The following is a 23,930-nucleotide window of genomic DNA, read 5'->3' on the forward strand; positions in this document are numbered from 1 at the left end:
AATAGTTCGCATTTCGTATATATTTTAAAAGTGATTATTCAGATCGTTCTTTTCCCTCATTTACAACCGATAGTTATTCAGGATAAATAATTTCCGGCTTATCTCCGCCCAGATGATAACGAACTTTAATAAGAGGTTTATCACTCGTCGTTTCGTCCGGTTTATAAATATACATGGCATCTGCATCTGTATTGGTTTTATACCAGCAATACATGATTGGACTTTCATCTTCAACTATATCTTTTGAAAGATATTCTATATCTTTATCAGTCAAGAATGATAATGTCTCTCTTCGTGATACGACAAGGTTTATATATTCTTCTCTATGCTTTACAACAATACTGAATAATGAATCCTCGTCGGCACTGTTGTATTTATTTAGAAAATCAATAGCACAGCTATTTATAATATTCCAATCGGGTTTCAGGCTAGCTTTCACATACGAACAACCGATGTCTACACCACGTAAAAAAGCAATATACGGTTCACTGTCATTTCCATAACGCTCATAGAAACATCCCATTGCATCATCGTAATTCCCCTTGAACTCTATGGCAGCCTCATAGCCTTTTTCTATCCATTGTTGATAAAACTCCTTGTAGCTTTTCGGATTAATATCGTTTAGTATATCCGTTAGCTGACATCCCACTATCTCACCTGATGTTTCATGAAAGTGACGGATTTCTTCCGGTGACGGCTGATAGTGGTTTTCTGTTGCAAGTTTCAACGCTTCCGGTGTTGTTCCAAGCGAATCATAGTTTACTTCCATGAAGGTGATACACCACTCTCCAAAACCCATGTCAGGATGTTTATAAAGTTGCAATATTTCTTTGCCGCCACTCGTCATTTGATTGCCATGGTCTATTAACTTTTGTCCCTTGATCAGAATAAGTTTACAGTTATCCATTTGTTCAGCATACTTCACGTCATATTCAAGTATCACATCGCCGGGATTGGATTTGAACACATTGAATCTTACACCGTCAAATTCATATGCTTTTCCTTCGTCTTCCGGCAAAAGAGAGATGCGTACATGTTTCCAGCGCAGAGGGGGAAGAAGTTCTACCTCGATACCTCCCTCGAAGTCGGCAGCGTCTCCATAGATGGGGCGGAACAACATAGACAGTTCTTTTTTGTCATCGGAAATATCCAACCGAGAGAATGTGGATAATTTCAGTGTATCTCCATCCGTACTCCGCAAGCGAGATATGAGGTTGATTCTCATGTTTCCAAGCATGTTTATGTTAGCAAGTTTATTCTCATAAGGATTATCGGAGGGTGTCACTTGCGGGTATTCTTTTGTCTCCCTCTGGTCTTTGCACGCCCCATATGTACCATGTAGCAACAATCTACCGTCTACCATATAAAATTCTCCAAACCCTAATTGGGCATTTCTAAGCCACTCCTTCACATGAAATGAATCAACCTTCCTCTCCGTTTCCACCCACGGTAAAGGTTCAGACCTTTCTTCCACAGTCACATTTTCGGAAATGCCCGGTTTCATCTGAAAATACCGGTACATCTCATACATTTCTTTCAACTTCTCTTTTTGTTTTTTAGTAAGTTCCTTAACATTTGAGTTCCCTTGCTTATTTTGCGCATTAGCGCATCCGCCAAGTCCCAAACTTAGTAATCCCATAATCAAAAGTGTCTTAATATCCATAATCCTATTCTTATTTCAAGCATTTTCTACTTTCTTTCCTTTTCTCATTTTTCTCTCTCCCTGATAATGTTTGCACTTAATTAAATTCCCATTTCCAATTATTATATCAATCTAACGCTATTGTAAATATATCAGGCTATTTGATATATTTTACCTCTGCTGTGTTACTATCACAAAGAAAACAGTCGGTCAATACAGTGTCGTCGGGAAGTACGATATATTCCACATTTTCAGGAGCAAACAACTTAAATACAAATTGTTTTTTCCAGATGCCGATTAAGACCAAATCGTTATCATTCGGTATTTCTATTTCATGCTTCTGACAATACCATGACACTCTGTCATAATAATATACTATTCTGTGTTTTATTTTAGATAATCTCTGCTTAAACTCATCCGTACCATATATATAACCCATATAAGCATCTGTAACAAGTATGGTATTAGGATATATCGGTTTAGGGAATCCTTCTGCCTTCCGGCGTAAAAAGTCTTTCTCCCTGTAAGGATCGAAAGTGTCCCCTTGAGGTAACGGACGATTTTTATCCATATAGAGGACATAAAATGACCACCAGCCGGAATCATACGCACCAAGGACAGGAATGACAATTCCACTGTAAGGATGTGCAAAACCTAAGTTTCCGTTAGAATACCCCGGAATTACTTTTGAAAAGGGAATGGTACAACGTGGAAAAAACAAATGGCGGGGAAAAGTCACAGTACCCTTCATTCTGTCTAGTACAAAACGACGGGAAGGAGCAAGTAATCCGTTTAAAAGCAGAAAAAAAGAGGCTACTATTCCTCCACTTATGGGAGGTGAATAAAGATCACTAGATGGATCATTTATTTCTCGATAAATGACGATTATTCCTACGCATGAAAGAATCCCCCCGATGACTATCAAAGTACTCCGGATTAAGGAACTCGGATTGAAGACGAAAAATTTATCATCAGCTCTTTCTACATTCATGCTATCGGCAAGTTCAGCCGTTAATACAGTTGGAAAGGGATATATAATATGCTCCATCATTCTGCTTTTCCCCATCCATATCTTTGTTGCGATTAATACACCTACCAAAATCAGTCCTATCGACATCAAAAATATCATTCCGGATACGAAGAGTATTAATAGCTTACCCCATACATACTCAAAAATCCATAGCTCCTCATAAGACCAATTTGTAAAGCGCCACATTCCATAACAACAAACCCCAAATGCCGGAAATCCGCATAACAATACAATGATTCCGGCTATAATTCTGATTGTAGAGGGGCGGTTTCTATCTGTTTCCATTTCCATAACTGTTTCTATTTTTAAAAATTCCACACATCTTTACTGTTTGGAGATATAAATACTTGTTCTAATACAGTCTTTGCTTCGTGATAAAGAAGCCTTCTTGCATCTAAAGGTACATTCATCTCTTCCATATAGGGATTTCTTTCTCAATTTCAGTATGTTCCTGCTCCTTCTTATTCCTGTATTTCTCAAATTCCGGTATATCCGGCAATTCCTCTTCCTCCATGTATAGTTGTATGAAGCGGGCAAAACGTCTGGCTTTATCCATATCACCGTCCATCAAGGAAACTCCACTTAACAGACTGGGTGAATTGGAATTGGAAATTATTATACTTGACACACACCCTAGCGAACCACGCCCCATGTAATAACGAATCGTGAGTTCAGCCTGACTATAAGGTATCGTTTCTTTTTTATGCAGCAGAAGTCGTCCTGGTATAGTTACGGTCCTGGAAACACGATCAAAAACAATTCGCCGCCAAGGCTGTAGAATGGCACTTATTCCTAGTGTCAGAATAAGCAAGTACAACTCAAGAAGCAGTAATGTACTTCCATAATCTTCAGTTGTAAGTTTTGAAGGAGTGGCATCTGCAAAATAGACCAAGGCTAAAAAGATAATAAAAAGGAGCAAAAATAGAAAAATCCTCGCCAATACGTAATCATTATCAATGACAATCTGTTTGTCATCACACCGGCTTAAATATTCAGGCTCTACCAAAGTTTCCGAAAAATCCGGCAACCATTGCGTATTTCCCGTACTTTCGCCATTTTTCAGAGGTATCCGGATGGTCAGATTCCGGGCTTCTTTAGACAGGATGTACATAAACAGGTAAATCCCACCGTTAATGGCTATCAATCCAAGCATGACGTTGGTGAAGGTATTACGTATATCTGACAGCATGACGAATATAAGTAATGAGAAGAAAGATATAAATGTGCCCCACAACATGATATGGGATTTGCATATACGCCACCTTTCCTTTCTCTTTTTCTTTCTCCACTCAGCCTCTCTACGCTTGACATCGGCTATGATTTCACGCCTCGATTGCTTGTTGCTCTTTTTTTTCCGTTGCTTCATTTCATCTGTTTTCTTGTCATATATATACAGCTAAAGCCAACCAATTATTCAATTTGATATTTATCAAAAATGGTAAAATTGCCAAAATATTACCTGCTTGGAATAGGGATATTATAATATTTACTCTTTGTTACCCTCCGAATCATATCTTTCAATGGTATTCCAGCCTCCGCCCTTGCGCTCGGCAACCGATTTGAGCTTGCCGTTAGCGTAATACTCCTTGCGATAGACCTCGCTGTCAGCTTCACAACGACCCTCTTCCCGCAACTTTCCGGTATCAAAGTAACGTTTATATGCTCCTTCACGCTTACCGTTCTTGAAAGTATATTCCGATTTACATTTGCCTGATTCAAAATAGAATTCCTTTGTTACTCCGTTCAATTTGCCATTGAGGTAGTTTGACGACTTTTCAGGAGTGCCGTCAGTGAAATAAGTAATCTCTTCTCCGTTCTTTTCATCGTTTTTGTAAGTGGTAGACTTTTCGGGTTTGCCGCCTTTACCATATCTAATCCAGACACCCTCTTTTTTGCCGTCTTTATAGCTGCTTTTGCTACGGGGCTTGCCGTCTTTCCATGTTTCGCTCCACTGACCGTCGGGCAAGCCGTTCTTGTAGAAGCTGATGCGGGTCACATCACCTGCGTTGTCCGACAAATGTTCAGTCCATTTGCCATCGCGTTTACCGTCTATAAACGTTCGCTCACTTTGCACGGTCTGTCCGTCACCATAATAGCGCTTGTATAGTCCATCCCTGTTTCCCTCTTTGTAACGGCACTCTTCAAGTAGTTTGTTCTCTTTGAAATGTCGGTAATTACCATGATACATGCCATCCTTAAAGTCAGCGAGAATGTACTCCGAATGGTAGCCGTCAATCAGGCGGTGAGAGCCGTTGAGCGGGGTCTTTTCTTCATTGTTCAAGCGAAAGAGCAACCGGCCATCCCCATAGTTGATAACGGTGATTTCTTCTATTTGGTAAACTTTTTCCTGTGCCGTACTCGTAAGTACCATTACTCCGAAAAGGAGCAGTAACATAATTTTCTTCATGCTTTTTTGTTTTATTACTCAATCGACAAAAGTAGCATAAATAAATTATAAGAAAAGTATTTTGCTTATAAATGTGATATATATTTTAAATATTATGGGATTTGAGCTAAATAAACTTGCCTGTGTTTCGAATAAACACACAACAAATAAGTTTTTAGCATATTGATTTATAGATGAATATCATTTTATCTGAATCCTTTTAAAAAAGGAAATGCGATTATCCCAATCGCATTGTATAAAAAAATATAGCCATATAAAATATGGCTATATAAAAAGTTGTACCGTGTCTATTTTGAGAGCAACATTTTCAAGTCATTCTTACTAATACCCATGTATTTGCATATCTTTAGCTCGCTTATACCGTCAGCCAGCATTTGCCGGACTGCGTTTCTGTCTCTTTCATACGCTTCCAATCTATTGAAAATGATATCAGTCAAGAAGTCTATTCCCTCTGAAAAGGCTTTTTCTCCTTCCGGGGTATTAAAGTCTATCGTGCAGATTTTGGCACACTCCTTATGAAGTATCAAATAGTAAATTCCTCCGATCAAGATTGCGGCGATGCTTTTAATATTGACATTTGCAGGTTTAAACAGCGTTTCGTAATATGTAATCAAATTAAGGTTCATGATGTCTCGTGTTTCCGCTGTTCTTTTTGTGGTATCATTGACGACTGACATTTCGTAAAGCAACAGCTTTTGCATAACGGGATTATCAGACAAGTTCTTGAAGAGTATCTTGAATGTTTCAGCAAAGAATTTTTTAGATCCCAACACATTCAAGTTGGAAATATCGATGGCATTGTTCATCCAAAAATCATATTGCTTGGCAAGTTTGTCATAGAGATTATCCATCGAACCGTATCTTCTATAGAATACATTGGCTTCCATTCCTGCGGCTTTCGTCAAAGTGCTTAGATTGACATTGCCGAAGCCCTGTTCCGCCACAAGCTTTTCGAGCTCGGACATTACATCCCTGTCCAATTGTTCATTGGTCCGTCTGTTTCGAGTTTTTTTCTCTTCCTGCTTCATTCTTATATTGTATTTATACCAGCTATATCCGCTTTTCTATTGATGGTTTTGTTGCAAATATAGGTGTTTTACACTTTACAAGCAATATATTGGTGATAAAGATAATGCCAATGGTGGATTGATATTAATTAACCATGAATTATAAATGATAGGTAACAATTCTTTCTTCGGGTGAATCAATCCAAAGACGCCACACTCCTTTCGATACTTTCTCCGGTGTTCCGATATTTGCTTTGGGTGGACGACGACTATTGATCGTCAAATACCCTTCCCCTTCTGTAGCTTTCACTTTCATCGTTTTGCCATTCATATAAACATGGATATCGCCATTCGGAGTGGGTACAGTACCTTCCATCCATTTCAGTCCTCCCAATACAGGAGCAATAGCAAATTCCTTATATCCTTCTTTCACAGGTTTCACACCCAAATAATATTTGCCGAGCAGATAGATAGGACTTGCTCCCCAGGCATGACACAGACTCTTGCCATAAGGACGGCCGTACATGGCAAGATGTTGCGTTCCAGTTTCTTCAGGGTTGTATTTTTCCCAGAAAGAGGTAGCACCCTCCTTCAACATGCCGCCCCAGTAAGCTTTCATTTCCTTCATGACAGCCTCCTGTTCACCCAAAGCACAAAGAGCTTCCAATTCATAAAAACGCATATAAGGCGTTGTGATTTTCAGAATGCTGTCATTCAGAAGAACAGAGTTCTTGATGGCTTGCTGCTTGTCTGCGTTCAGATACTGGAAGAATACAGAAAACATATTGGCATAACGCGTCACAGCATCACTTTGCCGACCATTCACACGATTATGCACAAATGCCTGTTTCTGATTGTTCCAGAAAGTAGGTTCTAACTTTGCTTTCAGAGCAGCGGCCAGCTTCTCATACTTCTGCTTCCCAATCTCATCCCCAACTAAATCAGCACACAAAGCCATTGTTTCTAGACTTCTGCAAAATAAAACCTGCTCAAAAGAAAGTTCTCCTTTTTTATCCAGATAGCCGTCCGCCCAGTCCACAAATACCCAATCACCGGTCATACCTTCCACCATACCATTTTTATTTGTACGTCCCAATACATAATCCATCATCGTTTGCATACGTGGATACAGTTGGTTGACAAAGTGGCGGTCACCACTATACATATAATAATCATATACGCTAAGGAACCAATAGAAAGTATAGTCCATGATCGTATTGCTATGGCTGGTCACAGGATCTTTGCCACGAAGCAGCCAGATTGTACGTTTCACGGATTCACTATCGAAGAAAAGATAATAATTCATCAGATAACTTTGTATAGCATCACCACTCCATACCCAGCGGTCACGTTTGATACCGTCAATAAAGAACTCGCGGGTAGTGAGATGCATGGTATAGGCCCCCACTTCCCAGATACGGTTCAATTCTTCATCATTGCAACGGAAACTTCCACGATACTCTTCAGGAAGATATTCATATTGCATGGATACTTCTCCTATTTGTACACCCGGTTCGTGGGTAACGTAGACATATCGAAAAGCTTTACTGTTCTCCAACGTATATTCGTTATCAGAACTATTTAAGAGAGAAGTGCTACGGATGGCGAGGTCAGTCACTTGTCCCGGTTCTAACAACAGTTTGTCCAAAGTTTCACAATATGCTTTATCCTTTGCTTCTTCCGGACTTTCACCATAATAAATCTCTATTTTTCCTTTTCCGGAAAGATTCTTCAATGTGATGAATCCGAATGTCTCTTTTCCAAAATCATAAAGAATACCTCCTTCAGCCTGTTCTGTCTTTGCAACAGATTGCTGTGGTTCACGCATCAGACTGAATTGAGAAGGAAGCTGGGTAGCCCCGTCAAAGTTCCAACATCCGGCATCCATATAGATCGTAGCAGATGTGTCACTGGCTTTTCCGCTCTCATCAATCCATTCTTTATCTTCGTAAGTCACTCGCCAGGAGGAATCAGAATTCACCGTCTTCCCTTTTACATAAATAGTGGGAGGAGTAGCCTGATTCCAGACTTTGATGTTCAGGTTATGCTTACCGGCAGGAAGAGTCATCGTCTCCGGCATACCGAATTGAAGCTTTCCATCCAGCTTGACATTATACTTTCCTTCTGCAGCAATAAAAATCTCTTCCGGCTCGGAAAGATTCAGTTGCTTGCTGAATTCAACAACTACATAATGACTGTCCGTTTTCCAGAAAGGAGGGAAAAATGCACCCCGTTCTGTACGACGGTTGTTCATTTGATTTCCCAGCCAGATTTCATAATCTCCCGGATACCAAATCCAGGTCTGGGCAAATGTGCTGCTTGCCAAAGACAAGGCACTGAGTAATATCATATATTTCTTTTTCATTATTCTTTCTATTATTAACCGACTGCGTTATAAGAAACAATTCGTTCTACAACTGTTAATGTTTAGTTCCACATCTGTTTCCCTTTAGTTCTACATATGTTTTCCTTTAGTTCCATATCTGTGGAACGAACCGCATATTGCAGTTAAATGAGTTACCAACTACTATCGAATGTTCAGCAAATCCTTGTATTCAGCTTCCAATCCTGCACGTTCACGAATAGCATCATCCACTTTCGGACCATTATTCTCCCACACATTTCCGGGACCATTGGCATTTTGCAAATACTTCTCCCCTTCCGTCCAATTATCACGAACAGTAATAAAAGAAGAACCCTCATCTGTATAAAGGTAGAACCAATGATTAGGATCGTGTACATACCCCGGTTTATAGATACTATGCACACAATTCTCCGTTACATAGCTTTTGGGCTGTGAGCCGAGTGTGTAAATACCCGCTACATCATACATATGTTTCGCATAATGATGAATCAGATTTGCATGAACTCTGTTATTACGCATACAATTCACAGTTTGTGTCCATCCCCAACCAAGACTGATGCCACTATAAGGAACTTCACTAATTTCATTATGCTCGATATTAATATCACTCACATACCCCGCAGCAATGGCGAGACATCCCCAGTCCTCATTACCTACTTCCGTGAAATAGCAATTATTGATTTGTTGGTGTGTACATACTTCCCGGCGGTCAGCAGGATCATAAGGCAAATGCGTTTCGTGAGCAGCCGGAGAAAAACTACCGGCCAGCAAACCATTTCCAGCAATATCGCGAAAGAGACAACCACGAACAATACCACCCTGCACCGCTTCTTCATAATCCAGTCCGGTAGAACCCAGATGTTCAAATCGGCAACGCTCAAAATCAATCTGCCTGGCAGCAGCTATCCGGACAGCAGCCGCAGGACGACCCAACCATCCCTGATTATCCAACGGATGATTCAGATAATCCCGTTGCATCTTTGGATCAATCCGGTACCCATCTGTCAGATACATACCTGCCTGAAGAGGCACATGTCCTTTCTCCGACGGACGCATCCACGTAGTATAAGAAAAAGTAATTTTCTCAAAACGAATATGACACACAGGACGATCCAAAGTACCTTCTACCTGTACTAACGTCTCAATGGCAGGTACCATCACTTTCGCCTCCTGCATATTCTCTCCTTCCCGTGGATAATAATACACTTTGCGGGCATCCATATCGTGATACCATTCGCCCGGTACATCCAATAGCTCACGGGCATTCGTCAGATAGAAAGCGGAATTATGTCCGTCCGTCGTCACCATTGGACGCGGCCAAGGATGTTCAAACTGAATCCGGCTTTCCGGCTGGTGAAAACGTACCGCCGCACTATCTCCCTGCACCTCAATAGACCGAATCCGAAGATTAGCCACACACCACATCTGATGGATCACCATCTCGGCATATTCAGCCTTCAATTTTCCCTTATTATCAATAAGTCTGCGTACCGCAACCGCAGGAACATAAAGAATTTCATTCTTTTCATCCACACTGCAAATACGGTTCATCTTTTCGAAATCCTCTACATCACGTGCACGGACAGCCTTTTCTCCATTCACCCACAACTGACGGAAATCCAATGGACGCCCATTAAATGCCGGCACATCTGCCACCCAGAGCTTTCCTTGTTTCTTCCAATTCTTGATACGGACTCCTCCACTCAACACCACCTCTTCATCGGCTGCCGAACGGATCACCGTCGGTGATTCCTTTGTTCCACTATCTTCCGGACGAATAAAAACCGGCTCATACAGAGCGTACGTTCCACCCTCCATATAAACAGTGATTCCTCCCTGTACACGGTCATCTCCCATCCTCCGCCACTCACGCGCCTGCCGTAAAGCAGCAGTCAGCGTTGCTTTGGGAGCTTTACGGGTTCCATCATTAAAGTCATTACCTTTGGGAGAAACCCATATCTCACCGGACCATAACCAATGACTGCACAAAATACATATAGCCGTCAAAAATAACTTTCTCATCCTCATTTCTTCATTTCTGTATCATGATTTATCTGGCAAGAGGCATCCATACGGTCATCTCTCCTTTTCCTCTATTTCCCCAGGCATAATAAGGAATCAAACGAATATCCACCGTCTTCTCTGCCCGAACCACCGGACGATAAAGTACTCCTTCCCAAGAAGTTGCAGATGCCAGACGCGCTTTACCTTCGAGCGCTACAATCGGACTACCCTCAATCGTGATCTTCTTCGGAGTCAATTTTATATCAGCAGGAATCAATACATTATCAATCTTCTCTCCATTCGCTATATCCATATTTTCCAGACAATAAACCAACGGTCCGCGCTTCACGACCACCTGATTACGAATCTCCTCTGCCAACGGATGAGCTTCGAGCAAACGCACAGGCATATCCATCACTAATTCCACTACATCCCCCTTCTTCCATGCACGATTTACTTCCGCATACGAATTTGCCTTCGCATTGACTTGCAACGGCTGTCCATTCACCGTAAGCGTAGCCTTTTCGCACCATTCAGGAATACGTAAGAAGAGCGAGAAAGTACCCGCCTTACGAGGAACTTTATCCAACGTTACGCGTACATTTCCATCCCAAGGATAATCCGTTTCCTGCGTCAGAGCTACTTCTCCCTTCTCTTTCCAAGTCGTTGTCAATGTATTTGCCCCATACAGATTGCAATAAATCCCTTCCGGACTCAATGTATATGCATAGTTTTGTGCCTGACACAGCGTACGCAATGTGTTCGGAGGACAGCAGAAACAACTGATATATTCCGTCCGTTCCTTCGGCCAGCGAAGCGTGTAAGGAAGATCGGCACTGATACGAAGCGGATTCGTGTAGAAATACTTCTTTCCATCCAGACTAATACCGCTCAATACACTATTATAAAGACAAGTCTCCACAAGATCAGCATATTTCGCATCCCCTGTCACCTCCAGCATCCGCCAGTTGAACAGCATATTACCGATATTGGCACACGTTTCATTGTGAGCAGTACTATTCGGCAACTGATAGGGACGTCCATAACTCTGATGCACTTTCTGAATACTATCCGGCTCATAACACGTTCCATCGGGCGATGTACCATCATAAAGAGCACCGCAAGCACCGGTCACATACATTTTCCGGGTCACAATATCATTCCAGATACTAGTCAGATTCTTCATTAATTGCTGCTCACCGGTTTCTGCATATACATCCGCTACTCCGGCATACAGATAGTTGGCGCGTACGGCATGTCCCATCGCACGATATTGATCGCGGAAAGGAATACGGTCCTGATTATCGTCCGTACCGTTCTCCACCATACCACGGATATCAATCAGATTCTTTGAAAGTTCCAGATAACGGGGATTTCCGGTAGCCCGGTACATTTCAACCACCCCCATATAATGAGAGGGACAAATAGCATTGCGAGCCAGTTCGGCAGAAGCCGTTTCATAAAAATGACAGAGAAAATCCGTCGCTTTCACAGCAGCATCAAAAAGAGTAGTCTTTCCGGTGGCACGACGATGCACAATACCCGCCATCATCAAGTGTCCCAGATTATAAGTCTCAAAGTTCAGCCGATTGGCAAAAGCTCCTTTTTCATTCTCATCACCTACTTTCGTTCCAATGACCGTCTGTTTATGCTGATCACCCAATGCTGTTGTATGGGAATCAATCCCTTTATTCAGTTCTTCGATAATAACAGGAGTATGTATATAACCATCTGCACGTTGGGCTTTTACAACACAAGTAATAAAGTTATCCATTAACTTATCCAACTCCGGATCTTTATTAACTGCATAGACAGAAGCCACACCTTCCATCCATTTATACATATCTCCGTCATGAAATGGAGGTCCCCAATGCTCTCCTTTGCATACCCCGGCAGCAATCTCAAAATTACGGAAACCGTGAGAGATCTCCGGCGCGTTCCAAGTGTTCCACATACTTTGCAGGGAAGTCCGGCTAAATACCTGAAAGCGATCTCCCCAGAATCCATCCGTCCAATGTACGGCGCCGATTCCGGTATTCGCCATCTTCGCAAAACGGCTCTGACTCATATCCGTCAATCCATTGCTTTGCGCAAGTGCTCCCGTAACGGAGGCGGAAGCTAAAAGAAGTAACAGTTTTATCTGTTTCATTAATATGGATAATTTAAAATTTACACAATATCTTTATAAAAAGACGCAATTATCCATATTTTGTACTCAATAAAACAAAAAAATGAAGCCCCTATTTCGGTACGCCCAGCAAGTCCAAATACAGGCATATAGCCATTTATTTCACTGAAAAATAATAAAAAGTGCCACTCACCGTTTCGCGTGAATGGCACTTTTCGTGATTTTGTATATTAAATCTACCATAAACCGAGCCCCATCGTTTTAGAACATTCCAACTCCAATAATCCTTTTTTTGCATCGAGACCACCTCCGTACCCCGTGAGTTTATGATTGCTGCCGATTACCCGATGGCAGGGAACAAAGATAGAGATAGGATTGGTGGCATTGGCCGATGCGACTGCACGCACAGCCTTCGGGTTATGGATGCGGCAGGCAAGCTCGCCATAAGATATGGTCGTTCCATAGGGTATTTTCATCAGTTCTTCCCATACGGTGCATTGAAATTCCGAGCCGGTAAAGACAACGGGAATGTCGAATATCTTACGGTGTCCGGCAAAATATTCTTCGAGTTCCTCGATTGCCCGTTCGATGATGTCGGAAGTCCCCTCTTCGTACTTCGCGTTCAGATGTCGCTGTATGCGGCGGTCTATCGTACCTCGCCGTTTCTCCACCGCCCAATCGCAAATACACAGCTTATCGCCGTAAGAACCGACAAGCATCTCGCCCACGGGCGATTGATATCGTATAATCTTTATAGTTTCCATATTGTTCTTTTCTTCTTTTTTTCTTCAAAAATAGGAAAGTATATTCAAATGACAAAAAAATACAGATAATAAGACAGTCTCCCTTCAAACTTATTTTCAAAGTAATTTGTTATATAAAAAACGATCATTATGAAAATAAAGTTATCTGCAACTATGGCATTGCTGGTTGCCGGCGCATTCTTTTATCCGTCTCCAATAAAAGCCTGTACCGGTATCACCCTAAAAAGTCAAAAGGACACAACAATTGTCGCACGCACTATCGAATGGGGAGGAAGTAATCTGAACAGTCAATATGTTATTGTTCCGCGAGGCTATACCGAACGGTCTTACACACCTGACGGGATTGACGGTATGTCTTTTACGGCACGTTATGGATATGTGGGGCTGGCTGTCGAACAAAAAGAGTTTGTTGCCGAAGGGCTGAACGAAGCCGGACTTTCGGCAGGATTATTCTATTTTCCGAATTATGGCCAATACGAAAAGTATGATTCTGCTAAAAAAGCGAAAAGCGTCTCTGATCTACAGCTTGTCTCTTGGATATTAGGAAAATGTGCTACAGTGGATGAAGTAAAAGAGGCAGCCCGGAAGGTGCATATTATCAATATTGATCCACGCGCTTCGACTGTTCATTGGAGATTTGCAGATATTTCGGGACGCCAGCTCGTTCTTGAAATCACTAATGGCGAGCTACATTTTTATGAGAACAAACTGGGTGTGCTCACCAACTCTCCCGGTTTCGAATGGCATCTTACGAATCTGAACAATTATGTCAATTTGTTTCCCGGTACAGCTCCCGCACAACGGCTTGGCAACATTGAGTTGAGTTCTTTTGGCGCAGGAAGTGGTTTTCTTGGTATTCCGGGTGACGTGACTCCCCCATCCCGCTTTGTCCGTGCGGCTTTCTATCAGGCAACGGCTCCTCAACAGGATACAGCTCTGAAAACGGTTCTTCAATGTTTTCAGATATTGAATAACTTTGATATCCCCGAAGGTATAGAATTTCCGTTAGGACAAGTTCCTTCTGATATTCCAAGTGCCACGCAATGGACATCAGCAACGGATATGAATAACCGGATTATCTATTTCCGAACGATGTACAACAGTACGATCCGCAGCATTGATTTGCACTCTATTGATTTTTCCAAAGTGCATTATCAGGCTGTTCCAATGGATACCGTCAGACAGCAGCCGATTGAAAAGATAAAAATAATGTCCGAGTAATTACATTCTTTTAGCGACTTATTGGGTACAAAATGTCCGTTCAACCGTCCTTTTATAAAAGTATAAAAGACGTTAGATGATAATGAATAAAAAGAGATTGATCGGATATGCGCTCGTCATGCTGTCTGTAACTTCTATTCATGCACAGGAAACGAATACTTCTACGCAGGAATATAAGTTATGGTATGACCGTCCCGCACAAGTATGGACGGAAGCCTTGCCTTTGGGTAATGGCCGTTTGGGAGCTATGGTATATGGAACACCGGGTACAGAACAAATACAACTAAACGAAGAAACCATTTGGGCGGGACGCCCTAACAACAACGCCAACCCGGACGCCCTTGAGTATATTCCCAAAGTGCGTGAACTGGTCTTTGCAGGAAAATATCTCGAAGCGCAAACTCTCGCTACCGAGAAGGTGATGGCTAAGACAAACTCGGGAATGCCTTATCAAAGTTTCGGGGACTTGCGAATCGCTTTTCCCGGACATACCCGTTATTCGGACTACTATCGGGAGCTAAGTCTGGATTCCGCCCGCGCCATCGTGCGATATGAGGTAGACGGAGTACAATACCAACGCGAAGCGATTACCTCATTTACCGATCAAGTGGTAATGGTCAGACTGACAGCCAGCCGTCCGGGGCAAATAACCTTTAATGCCCAACTGACCTCTCCTCATCAGGATGTAATGATTTCCTCTGAGGAAGGAAATTGCGTCACGCTTTCCGGTGTCTCTTCTTGGCATGAAGGTCTCAAAGGGAAAGTGGAATTTCAAGGACGGTTGACTGCACGGAATAGAGGTGGGAAAATAGCATGTGCGGATGGAATTCTCTCGGTAGAAGGAGCTGATGAAGCTGTCATTTACGTGTCAATAGCCACCAATTTCAATAATTATCTGGATATCACAGGAAATCAGATAGAACGGGCTAAAGACTATCTTTCCAAAGCAATGAAACATCCATTTCCGGAAGCCCAAAAAAATCATACCGATTTCTATCGCCGATACTTGACCAGAGTATCTTTGAACTTAGGTAAAAACCGATATGGAAACATCACAACCGATAAACGTGTAGAAAACTTCAAAGATACAAATGATGCTCATTTGGTAGCTACTTACTTCCAGTTCGGGCGTTACTTATTGATTTGTTCTTCACAACCCGGAGGACAACCCGCTAACTTGCAAGGTATCTGGAATGACAAATTGTTTCCTTCTTGGGACAGCAAATACACTTGCAACATCAACTTGGAGATGAACTATTGGCCGTCTGAAGTTACCAATCTTAGCGAGCTGAACGAGCCTCTTTTCCGACTGATAAAAGAGGTCAGCGAGACAGGCAAGGAAACGGCTAGAATCATGTATGGAGCGAATGGCTGGGTACTCCATCACAACACAGATATCTGGCGCGTCACAGGAGCAATTGACAAAGCCCCTTCGGGTATGTGGCCTAGTGGTGGAGCGTGGCTCTGCCGGCATTTATGGGAACGTTACCTATATACCGGAGATACCGATTTTCTGCGTTCCATCTATCCTATACTGAAAGAGTCCGGCCGTTTCTTCGATGAAATCATGGTAAAGGAACCGATACACAACTGGTTGGTGGTTTGTCCTAGCAATTCACCGGAGAATGTACATTCGGGCAGTAATGGAAAGGCAACGACAGCCACCGGATGTACGATGGATAATCAGTTGATTTTCGATCTTTGGACGGCTATTATCTCAGCTTCCGAAATTCTAGATACCGACAAAGATTTCGCAACTCATCTAAAGCAACGCTTGAAAGAAATGCCTCCTATGCAAATAGGTCATTGGGGACAATTGCAAGAGTGGATGTTCGATTGGGATGATCCGAACGACGTACATCGTCATGTCTCCCATCTTTACGGATTGTTCCCCAGCAATCAGATTTCTCCATATCGCACACCGGAATTGTTTGATGCGGCACGCACCTCGCTCATCCATCGCGGGGATCCGTCTACCGGCTGGAGTATGGGATGGAAAGTTTGTCTTTGGGCGCGTCTGCTTGATGGTGACCATGCTTATAAGCTGATAACAGATCAGTTGACTCTTGTACGCAACGAAAAGAAAAAAGGTGGTACTTATCCTAATTTGTTCGATGCGCATCCACCCTTTCAGATTGACGGGAACTTCGGTTGTACGGCAGGAATCGTAGAAATGCTGATGCAGAGTTATGACGGATTCATCTATTTACTTCCCGCCCTCCCTACTTTGTGGAAGGAAGGTTCGGTGAAAGGTATTATCGCACGTGGCGGTTTTGAGCTTGACTTGAGTTGGAAAGACGGAAAAGTAAATCATCTGATAGTAAAATCCCACAAAGGAGGAAACTGTCGTCTCCGCTCACTCAACCCGCTAAAAGGTAAAGGACTGAAATCTGCCAAAGGCGAGAACCCTAATCCTCTCTTTGCCGTCCCCGCTATTACCAAACCATTGATTAACGGGAAAGCAAAATTGAATAAAATAGAGCTGACGGAAACCTATTTGTATGACCTGCCCACAAAAGCGGGAAAAGAATATATCCTGATCGGAAAATAAAAACTCAACTATATGAATCAAAATTTATTTAAGGCGATTATTGCCTGCGGAATTGTCTGCTTTATTGCTTGTACGACCACCAAGAAAGCAGAAACCGAAAAGTGGAGTGAACGTATGGCACGTTCCGAAATGAAACGTTTCCCAGAGCCCTGGATGATTGAAAAAGCTAAAAAACCACGATGGGGATATACGCATGGTCTTGTGGTAAAATCAATGCTTGAAGAATGGAAACATACGGGTGACAGTACATATTACGAGTATGCCAAGATTTATGCGGATAGTCTGATTGACACTGACGGACGTATAAAGACCATGAAATATCTTTCTTTCAATATCGACAATGTAAATGGTGGTAAGATTTTGTTTGACCTCTACGCAAAGACGGGAGATGAACGTTACAAAACGGCTATGGATACGCTTCGTAAGCAAATGGCCGAACAACCGCGTACCAGTGAAGGAGGCTTCTGGCACAAATTGAAATATACCCATCAGATGTGGTTGGACGGTATCTTTATGGCTTCTCCCTATCTGGCACAATATGGTGCGACTTTCCAGGAACCGGCTTTGTTTGACGAAGCGGTGAAGCAAATACTTTTGATTGCCCGTAAAACGTATGATCCGGTTACCGGTCTTTACTATCACGGATGGGATGAAAGCCGAGAACAGAAATGGGCAAATCCCGAAACCGGGTGTTCTCCGAATTTCTGGAGCCGCAGTATCGGATGGTATGGTGCTGCGATAGTGGATGTTCTGGATTATCTGCCACAAGAAACAGCAGGACGGGACAGCGTCATACAGATTCTTCAAGGGCTGGCCGAAGCGATTGTAAAATATCAGGACCCTCAATCCGGTACATGGTATCAAGTGACTGATCAAGGTGCACGTAAAGGTAATTACCTGGAGTCTTCGGCAACCGCCTTGTTTGTTTATACGCTCGCCAAAGCCATTAACAAAGGATATATCGGAAATGAATATATCGAACCGGTAAGAAAGGCTTTCAACGGCATGACCGGAAATTTCACCCGTCTGGAGGAAGACGGAAGTTATACCATCACCAATTGTTGTGCCGTAGCCGGACTGGGCGGAGACTCTAAAAGATACCGTGACGGTTCATTTGAGTATTATATCAGCGAACCGATTATCGAGAATGATCCGAAGTCAGTAGGAGCATTTATCCTGGCTGCAATCGAATTTGAAAAAATGATTGAGAAATAATCTTCACCACAGATTACACAGATTAACAGAGATTCTAAAATAATTATGTGACATTTCTAACATTCTGTCAGATAAAAAATCTGTGTTAATCCGTGTAATCTGTGGTGAATTATAAACTAAAAACGATAAAATACAATGAGAAAATTCAAGATTCTTCCTCTCTTACTACTGCTGCTGACTTTGGCTATCCCGGTAGCGGCACAAAAGAAAACACAAAAGACGTATATTCCCTGGAGTAACGGTAAACTAGTAGTTTCCGAAGAGGGACGTTATCTGAAACACGAAAACGGTACTCCTTTCTTTTGGTTGGGGGAAACAGGATGGTTGCTCCCAGAGCGTCTGAATCGTGACGAAGCCGAATATTATCTGGAACAGTGCAAACGTCGCGGATACAATGTAATTCAAGTTCAGACCTTGAATAATGTGCCATCCATGAATATCTACGGACAATATTCCATGATAGACGGATATAACTTCAAGAACATCGACCGGAAAGGTATATATGGTTATTGGGATCACATGGATTATATCATTCGTACGGCTGCAAAAAAAGGGCTGTATATCGGTATGGTTTGTATCTGGGGAAGTCCCGTGAATCGTGGAGAAATGACTGTCGAACAGGCGAAAGCATACGGAAAGTTCCTGGCGGAACGTTATAAGGACGAACCGAATATCATTTGGTTTATCGGTGGAGATATTCGCGGTGATGTGAAAACAGCCGAATGGGAGGCATTGGCAACTTCTATCAAAGCAATCGACAAGAATCACCTGATGACCTTCCATCCGCGTGGCAGAACAACCTCAGCAACTTGGTTCAACAACGCTTCCTGGCTGGACTTCAATATGTTTCAAAGCGGACACCGTCGTTACGGACAACGTTTTGGCGACGGAGACTATCCCATCGAAGAGAATACGGAAGAAGACAACTGGCGTTTCGTTGAGCGCAGTATGGCTATGAAACCCATGAAACCGGTTATCGATGGAGAACCTATCTATGAAGAAATTCCTCACGGCCTGCATGACGAAAACGAGTTGTTATGGAAAGATTACGATGTACGCCGCTATGCTTATTGGTCCGTATTCGCCGGTTCCTTCGGGCATACGTATGGGCATAATTCCATTATGCAGTTTATCAAACCGGGTGTGGGTGGTGCATACGGAGCCAAGAAGCCTTGGTATGAAGCATTGAATGATCCCGGTTATAATCAAATGAAATATTTGAAAAACCTGATGCTGACTTTCCCGTTCTTCGAACGTATACCGGATCAGTCTGTCATCGCAGGTAAGAACGGAGAACGTTACGACCGTGCCATCGCTACACGCGGTAATGATTATCTGATGGTGTATAATTATACCGGACGTCCGATGGAAGTTGATTTCAGCAAGATTAGCGGGGCAAAGAAAAATGCCTGGTGGTATACGACAAAGGACGGTAAGCTGGAATATATAGGTGAATTTAATAACGGTGTGCATACCTTCCAACACGATAGCGGTTATTGCAGTGGAAACGATCATATTCTGATTGTGGTGGACAGCAATAAAAACTACCTCGATAAGACATGGACGGAACTTCCCGATGCCCAACTGAAATATATCAGCGATAAATGATGAACAAGAGAATATTTATAGTAGCATTCTTTGCGTTTCTGTTTTTAGCAGGTTATGCCTATGCAGCCATAGGCATAACCGAACTGCGAACGGAGCAATTAAAGAATCCGCTAGGTATCGACGTGCGCCAGCCCCGATTGGGTTGGCGCATCGAATCGGATGAACAGAATGTGATGCAAACAGCGTATCACATTCTTGTTGCTTCTTCCGCCGACTTGCTGGCGCAAGGAAAAGGAGATATTTGGGATTCAGGAAAGATAGAGTCCGACGCCTCCCAATGGATTGCTTATCAAGGGGAACCGCTAAAGCGTAATGCCTGCTATTATTGGAAAGTGAAGGTCTATACCAATAGAGGGGAAGCGGACTGGAGTACTCCGGCCTTTTGGAGTATGGGATTGCTGAATGAAGCGGACTGGCAAGGCCAGTGGATTGGATTAGACCGTGCCGCTCCCGGTGACAGCGAAACCCAATGGAGCCGCTTAGCAGCCCGTTATCTCCGCAAAGAATTTGCTTTAAGCAAAGAGGTGAAACGTGCAACGGTACACATTGCCGGAATGGGACTTTATGAATTATTTATCAACGGACAGCGTATCGGCGATCAAGTGTTGGCCCCCGCTCCTACCGACTATCGGAAAACAATTCTGTACAACACTTACGATGTGACGCCGCAACTTCAAAAAGAGAATGCTATTGGTGTGACATTGGGCAACGGACGTTTCTATACGATGCGCCAGAATTACAAACCGTACAAGATACCGACATTCGGCTATCCCAAACTCCGCCTGAATTTGATTGTGGAATATACGGATGGCAGTAAAGAAACGATTGCTACAAACACTTCATGGAAACTGACAACCGAAGGTGCTATCCGTAGCAATAACGAATATGACGGTGAAGAATATGATGCCCGCAAGGAATTGGGCAACTGGACACAAAGCGGTTATGACGATAAAAGCTGGATAGCGGCACAAAGAGTCAGTATTCCTTCAGGAACATTGCGTGCCCAAATAATGCCGGGTATGAAAGTAATGGATACATTAAAACCTGTTTCCATCCAAAAACTTGGTGATAAGTATATTCTTGATTTTGGTCAGAATATGGCTGGTTGGGTGCGCTTCCGCATTAAAGGAGAAGCCGGTGACAGTATTCGTCTCCGTTTTGCAGAAACCTTGCAAGCCAATGGGGAACTCTTTATCCGGAATCTACGTGACGCCCGTTCCACAGATACGTATATCGTAAGCGGACGCGAAGTGAAGGACGCTACGTGGGCACCTCGTTTCGTGTATCATGGCTTCCGTTATGTGGAGGTCAGCAATTATCCGGATGCGCAACTTGGAGACTTCGTAGCTGAAGTCGTGGAAGACGAGATGACGCATACAGGATCTTTCAGTTGCTCTGACGAGACATTGAATAAGATTGTCCGTAATGCATTTTGGGGAATCCGGAGTAATTATAAAGGTATGCCGGTAGACTGTCCGCAACGGAATGAACGTCAACCATGGTTGGGTGACCGCACCATGGGATGTTGGGGAGAGAGTATGCTTTTCGATAATTACGCAATGTATACCAAATGGACACGTGATATCCGCGAAGCGCAACGTGAAGACGGTTGTATTCCCGATGTCGCTCCGGCCTACTGGAACTATTACTCGGACAATGTGACTTGGCCTGCGGCGTTGCCTATGGCTTGTGATATGCTTTTTACCAATTTCGGAGATAAACGTCCGATAGAGGAGAATTATCCAGCTATCAAAAAATGGGTGGCTCATATCCGTGAATACTATATGACAAAGGAATATATCATAACCAAAGATAAATATGGTGACTGGTGTGTTCCTCCCGAATCATTGGAGCTGATTCACAGTAAGGATCCTTCCCGCAAGACTGACGGTGCGCTGATCGCCACTGCCTATTACTTGAAAGTGTTGCAACTGATGCATCGTTTTGCCAGCCTGCAAGGACTGAAAGCCGATGCAGAAGAATGGGAAGATCTGGAACATCGTATGAAAGACGCATTCAATGCCCGCTTCTTGCATATAAAAGAGGGAACGTCCCATGTGCCGGGACATACATTATATCCGGACAGTATCTACTATGGTAATAATACGGTCACTGCCAATATTCTGCCACTTGCTTTCGGGTTAGTGCCAAAGAATTACATCCATGAAGTTGCCAAAAATGCCGTAACTTCCATTATTACCACCAATAAGGGACATATCAGCACCGGAGTCATTGGTGTGCAATGGCTGTTGCGTGAATTAAGCCGTCGTGGTTATGCCGATGTGGCTTACTTGCTGGCTACCAACAAAACGTATCCTTCGTGGGGGTATATGGTTGGAAAAGGTGCTACCACCATTTGGGAATTATGGAACGGTGATACGGCAAATCCTGAAATGAACAGTGGCAACCATATCATGCTTTTAGGAGATTTATTGCCTTGGTGTTTCAATAATCTGGCAGGTATCCGGGCAGACCGCTGGAAGTCCGGTTACAAACATATTATTTTCCAGCCGGCTTTTGAGATTCAAGAGTTAAGCAATGTAGATACATCTTATATGAGTATCTATGGAAAAATAACCAGCCGATGGAAGAAAACGCCCATGCATCTGGAATGGGATATTGAATTGCCTGCCAATACAACAGGCGAAGTACATTTGCCGGATGGTCGAAAAGAGAAGATCGGTTCGGGAAAACATCATTTTAGTGTAGATATACCGACTAAGAACACAGCCATTCTAAGTGATGAATTTCTGTACGAAAAGGCCGTTTTCCCCGAATGTCACGGAGCTACTATTGTAGAGATGAAGAACGGAGATCTTGTTGCCTCTTTCTTTGGAGGAACGAAAGAACGCAATCCCGATTGTTGTATCTGGGTATGCCGTAAGCCGAAAGGCGCCAAAGAGTGGAGTGCTCCCAAACTTGCTGCCGACGGTGTGTTTTCACTCAAAGATCCGCAAGCTGTATTAGCGGGAATCGACTCCACCTGTACACCGGTAAAAGATGCAAAAGGGAAACTCATCGCACGCCGGAAAGCGTGTTGGAATCCGGTACTGTTTCAAGTTCCGGGCGGAGATTTGATTCTCTTCTACAAAATAGGTCTGAAAGTGAGTGACTGGACAGGATGGTTGGTTCGTTCGCGTGACGGAGGAAAGACCTGGAGCAAGCGTGAACCTCTTCCCAAAGGTTTTCTAGGTCCTATCAAGAATAAGCCGGAATATATCAACGGCCGTATCATCTGTCCCTCCAGTACGGAAGGCAGTAAGGGCTGGCGTGTTCATTTCGAGATTTCTGATGATAAAGGAAAAACCTGGAAAATGGTAGGACCTTTGGAAGCAGAACTGTCCGTACCGACTCAGAACCGTAAAAAAGGAGGAATAAATACGGATGATCAGGAAGGCGGGGAAGCCATCAAAGGGGAAGGCGCTAAACCTATTTATGCGATACAACCTAGTATTTTAAAGCATAAGGACGGAAAATTGCAGATACTCTGCCGTACGCGCAATGCACAGATTGCAACAGCCTGGAGCAGTGACAATGGCGATACGTGGAGCAAAGTAACGCTGCTGGATGTTCCGAATAATAATTCCGGTACAGACGCCGTGACAATGAAAGATGGCAGGCATGTGCTTATTTATAACAATTTCTCTACATTGCCCGGAACTCCGAAAGGCCCTCGCACACCGCTTTGTGTAGCTATATCGGAGGATGGAATCAGCTGGAAGCCTGTTCTCACATTGGAGGATAGCCCGATCAGTCAATATTCTTATCCTAGCATTATTGAAGGTAAAGATGGAAAGCTGCATGCCATTTACACTTGGCGTCGTCAACGGATAAAATATGCTGGGATAGATCCGCTGAAGTTCTAAAAATCGAATAGTCATTTTACATAAATCGACCGCTCGTTCGGATAGGAATGAGCGGTCGATTTGTCATAATCCTACGGTCCTTTCTCCGCATACGAGCGGTTGTTCTTATTCAATCGAGCGGT

14 protein-coding genes are annotated in these 23,930 nt (G+C 43.1%); 5 read left to right on the forward strand and 9 right to left on the reverse strand.

The features are described 5' to 3' along the window. Positions 1-73: 73 nt before the first annotated feature. The 9 genes from ACNOGP_RS15945 to ACNOGP_RS15985 form a co-directional block, all read right to left on the reverse strand. Entirely contained in the window at positions 74-1,663 is a 1,590-nt protein-coding gene (locus ACNOGP_RS15945) for a hypothetical protein (protein WP_418213180.1), read from the reverse strand. Positions 1,664-1,799: 136 nt separating this feature from the next. Then, positions 1,800-2,957 carry a hypothetical protein gene (locus tag ACNOGP_RS15950; protein ID WP_418213181.1) on the reverse strand — a complete coding sequence of 386 codons (1,158 nt, stop codon included), beginning with the start codon at positions 2,955-2,957 and terminating at the stop codon, positions 1,800-1,802. Positions 2,958-3,078: 121 nt separating this feature from the next. Then, positions 3,079-4,038, reverse strand: a complete 960-nt coding sequence (locus ACNOGP_RS15955; protein ID WP_418213182.1) for a hypothetical protein — start codon at positions 4,036-4,038, stop codon at positions 3,079-3,081. Positions 4,039-4,158: 120 nt separating this feature from the next. After that, positions 4,159-5,079 carry a toxin-antitoxin system YwqK family antitoxin gene (locus ACNOGP_RS15960; RefSeq protein ID WP_418213183.1) on the reverse strand — a complete coding sequence of 307 codons (921 nt, stop codon included), beginning with the start codon at positions 5,077-5,079 and terminating at the stop codon, positions 4,159-4,161. Positions 5,080-5,366: 287 nt separating this feature from the next. Further along, positions 5,367-6,107 carry a TetR/AcrR family transcriptional regulator gene (locus ACNOGP_RS15965; protein ID WP_195476406.1) on the reverse strand — a complete coding sequence of 247 codons (741 nt, stop codon included), beginning with the start codon at positions 6,105-6,107 and terminating at the stop codon, positions 5,367-5,369. 139 nt (positions 6,108-6,246) lie between these two features. Continuing rightward, positions 6,247-8,451, reverse strand: a complete 2,205-nt coding sequence (locus ACNOGP_RS15970) for an alpha-L-rhamnosidase C-terminal domain-containing protein (protein ID WP_418213184.1) — start codon at positions 8,449-8,451, stop codon at positions 6,247-6,249. Between the two features lie 162 nt (positions 8,452-8,613). Next, positions 8,614-10,473: a right-handed parallel beta-helix repeat-containing protein gene (locus tag ACNOGP_RS15975; RefSeq protein ID WP_418213185.1), complete on the reverse strand. Its 1,860-nt coding sequence runs from the start codon at positions 10,471-10,473 to the stop codon at positions 8,614-8,616. A gap of 28 nt (positions 10,474-10,501) precedes the next feature. Next, positions 10,502-12,604: an aceric acid hydrolase gene (locus tag ACNOGP_RS15980; RefSeq protein WP_418213186.1), complete on the reverse strand. Its 2,103-nt coding sequence runs from the start codon at positions 12,602-12,604 to the stop codon at positions 10,502-10,504. 215 nt (positions 12,605-12,819) lie between these two features. After that, positions 12,820-13,347: a methylated-DNA--[protein]-cysteine S-methyltransferase gene (locus ACNOGP_RS15985; protein WP_418213187.1), complete on the reverse strand. Its 528-nt coding sequence runs from the start codon at positions 13,345-13,347 to the stop codon at positions 12,820-12,822. A gap of 129 nt (positions 13,348-13,476) precedes the next feature. On the opposite strand from ACNOGP_RS15985, the gene ACNOGP_RS15990 reads away from it, so the two are divergent. The 5 genes from ACNOGP_RS15990 (at position 13,477) to ACNOGP_RS16010 (ending at position 23,808) form a co-directional block, all read left to right on the forward strand. Continuing rightward, positions 13,477-14,568 carry a linear amide C-N hydrolase gene (locus ACNOGP_RS15990; protein WP_418213188.1) on the forward strand — a complete coding sequence of 364 codons (1,092 nt, stop codon included), beginning with the start codon at positions 13,477-13,479 and terminating at the stop codon, positions 14,566-14,568. Between the two features lie 82 nt (positions 14,569-14,650). Beyond that, positions 14,651-17,119 carry a glycosyl hydrolase family 95 catalytic domain-containing protein gene (locus ACNOGP_RS15995; RefSeq protein ID WP_418214768.1) on the forward strand — a complete coding sequence of 823 codons (2,469 nt, stop codon included), beginning with the start codon at positions 14,651-14,653 and terminating at the stop codon, positions 17,117-17,119. Positions 17,120-17,131: 12 nt separating this feature from the next. Beyond that, positions 17,132-18,334, forward strand: a complete 1,203-nt coding sequence (locus ACNOGP_RS16000) for a glycoside hydrolase family 88/105 protein (RefSeq protein WP_418213189.1) — start codon at positions 17,132-17,134, stop codon at positions 18,332-18,334. A 135-nt stretch (positions 18,335-18,469) separates the two neighbouring features. Further along, the gene (locus tag ACNOGP_RS16005; protein WP_418213190.1) at positions 18,470-19,942 is read left to right on the forward strand and encodes a glycoside hydrolase family 140 protein; all 1,473 of its coding nucleotides are present in this window, start codon (positions 18,470-18,472) and stop codon (positions 19,940-19,942) included. Beyond that, positions 19,942-23,808 carry a family 78 glycoside hydrolase catalytic domain gene (locus ACNOGP_RS16010; protein WP_418214769.1) on the forward strand — a complete coding sequence of 1,289 codons (3,867 nt, stop codon included), beginning with the start codon at positions 19,942-19,944 and terminating at the stop codon, positions 23,806-23,808. Before ACNOGP_RS16005 ends, ACNOGP_RS16010 begins: the two co-directional genes overlap by 1 nt. Positions 23,809-23,930 lie beyond the last annotated feature (122 nt).

This window comes from Bacteroides difficilis (assembly GCF_048319815.1).
Lineage (GTDB): Bacteria > Bacteroidota > Bacteroidia > Bacteroidales > Bacteroidaceae > Bacteroides > Bacteroides zhangwenhongii.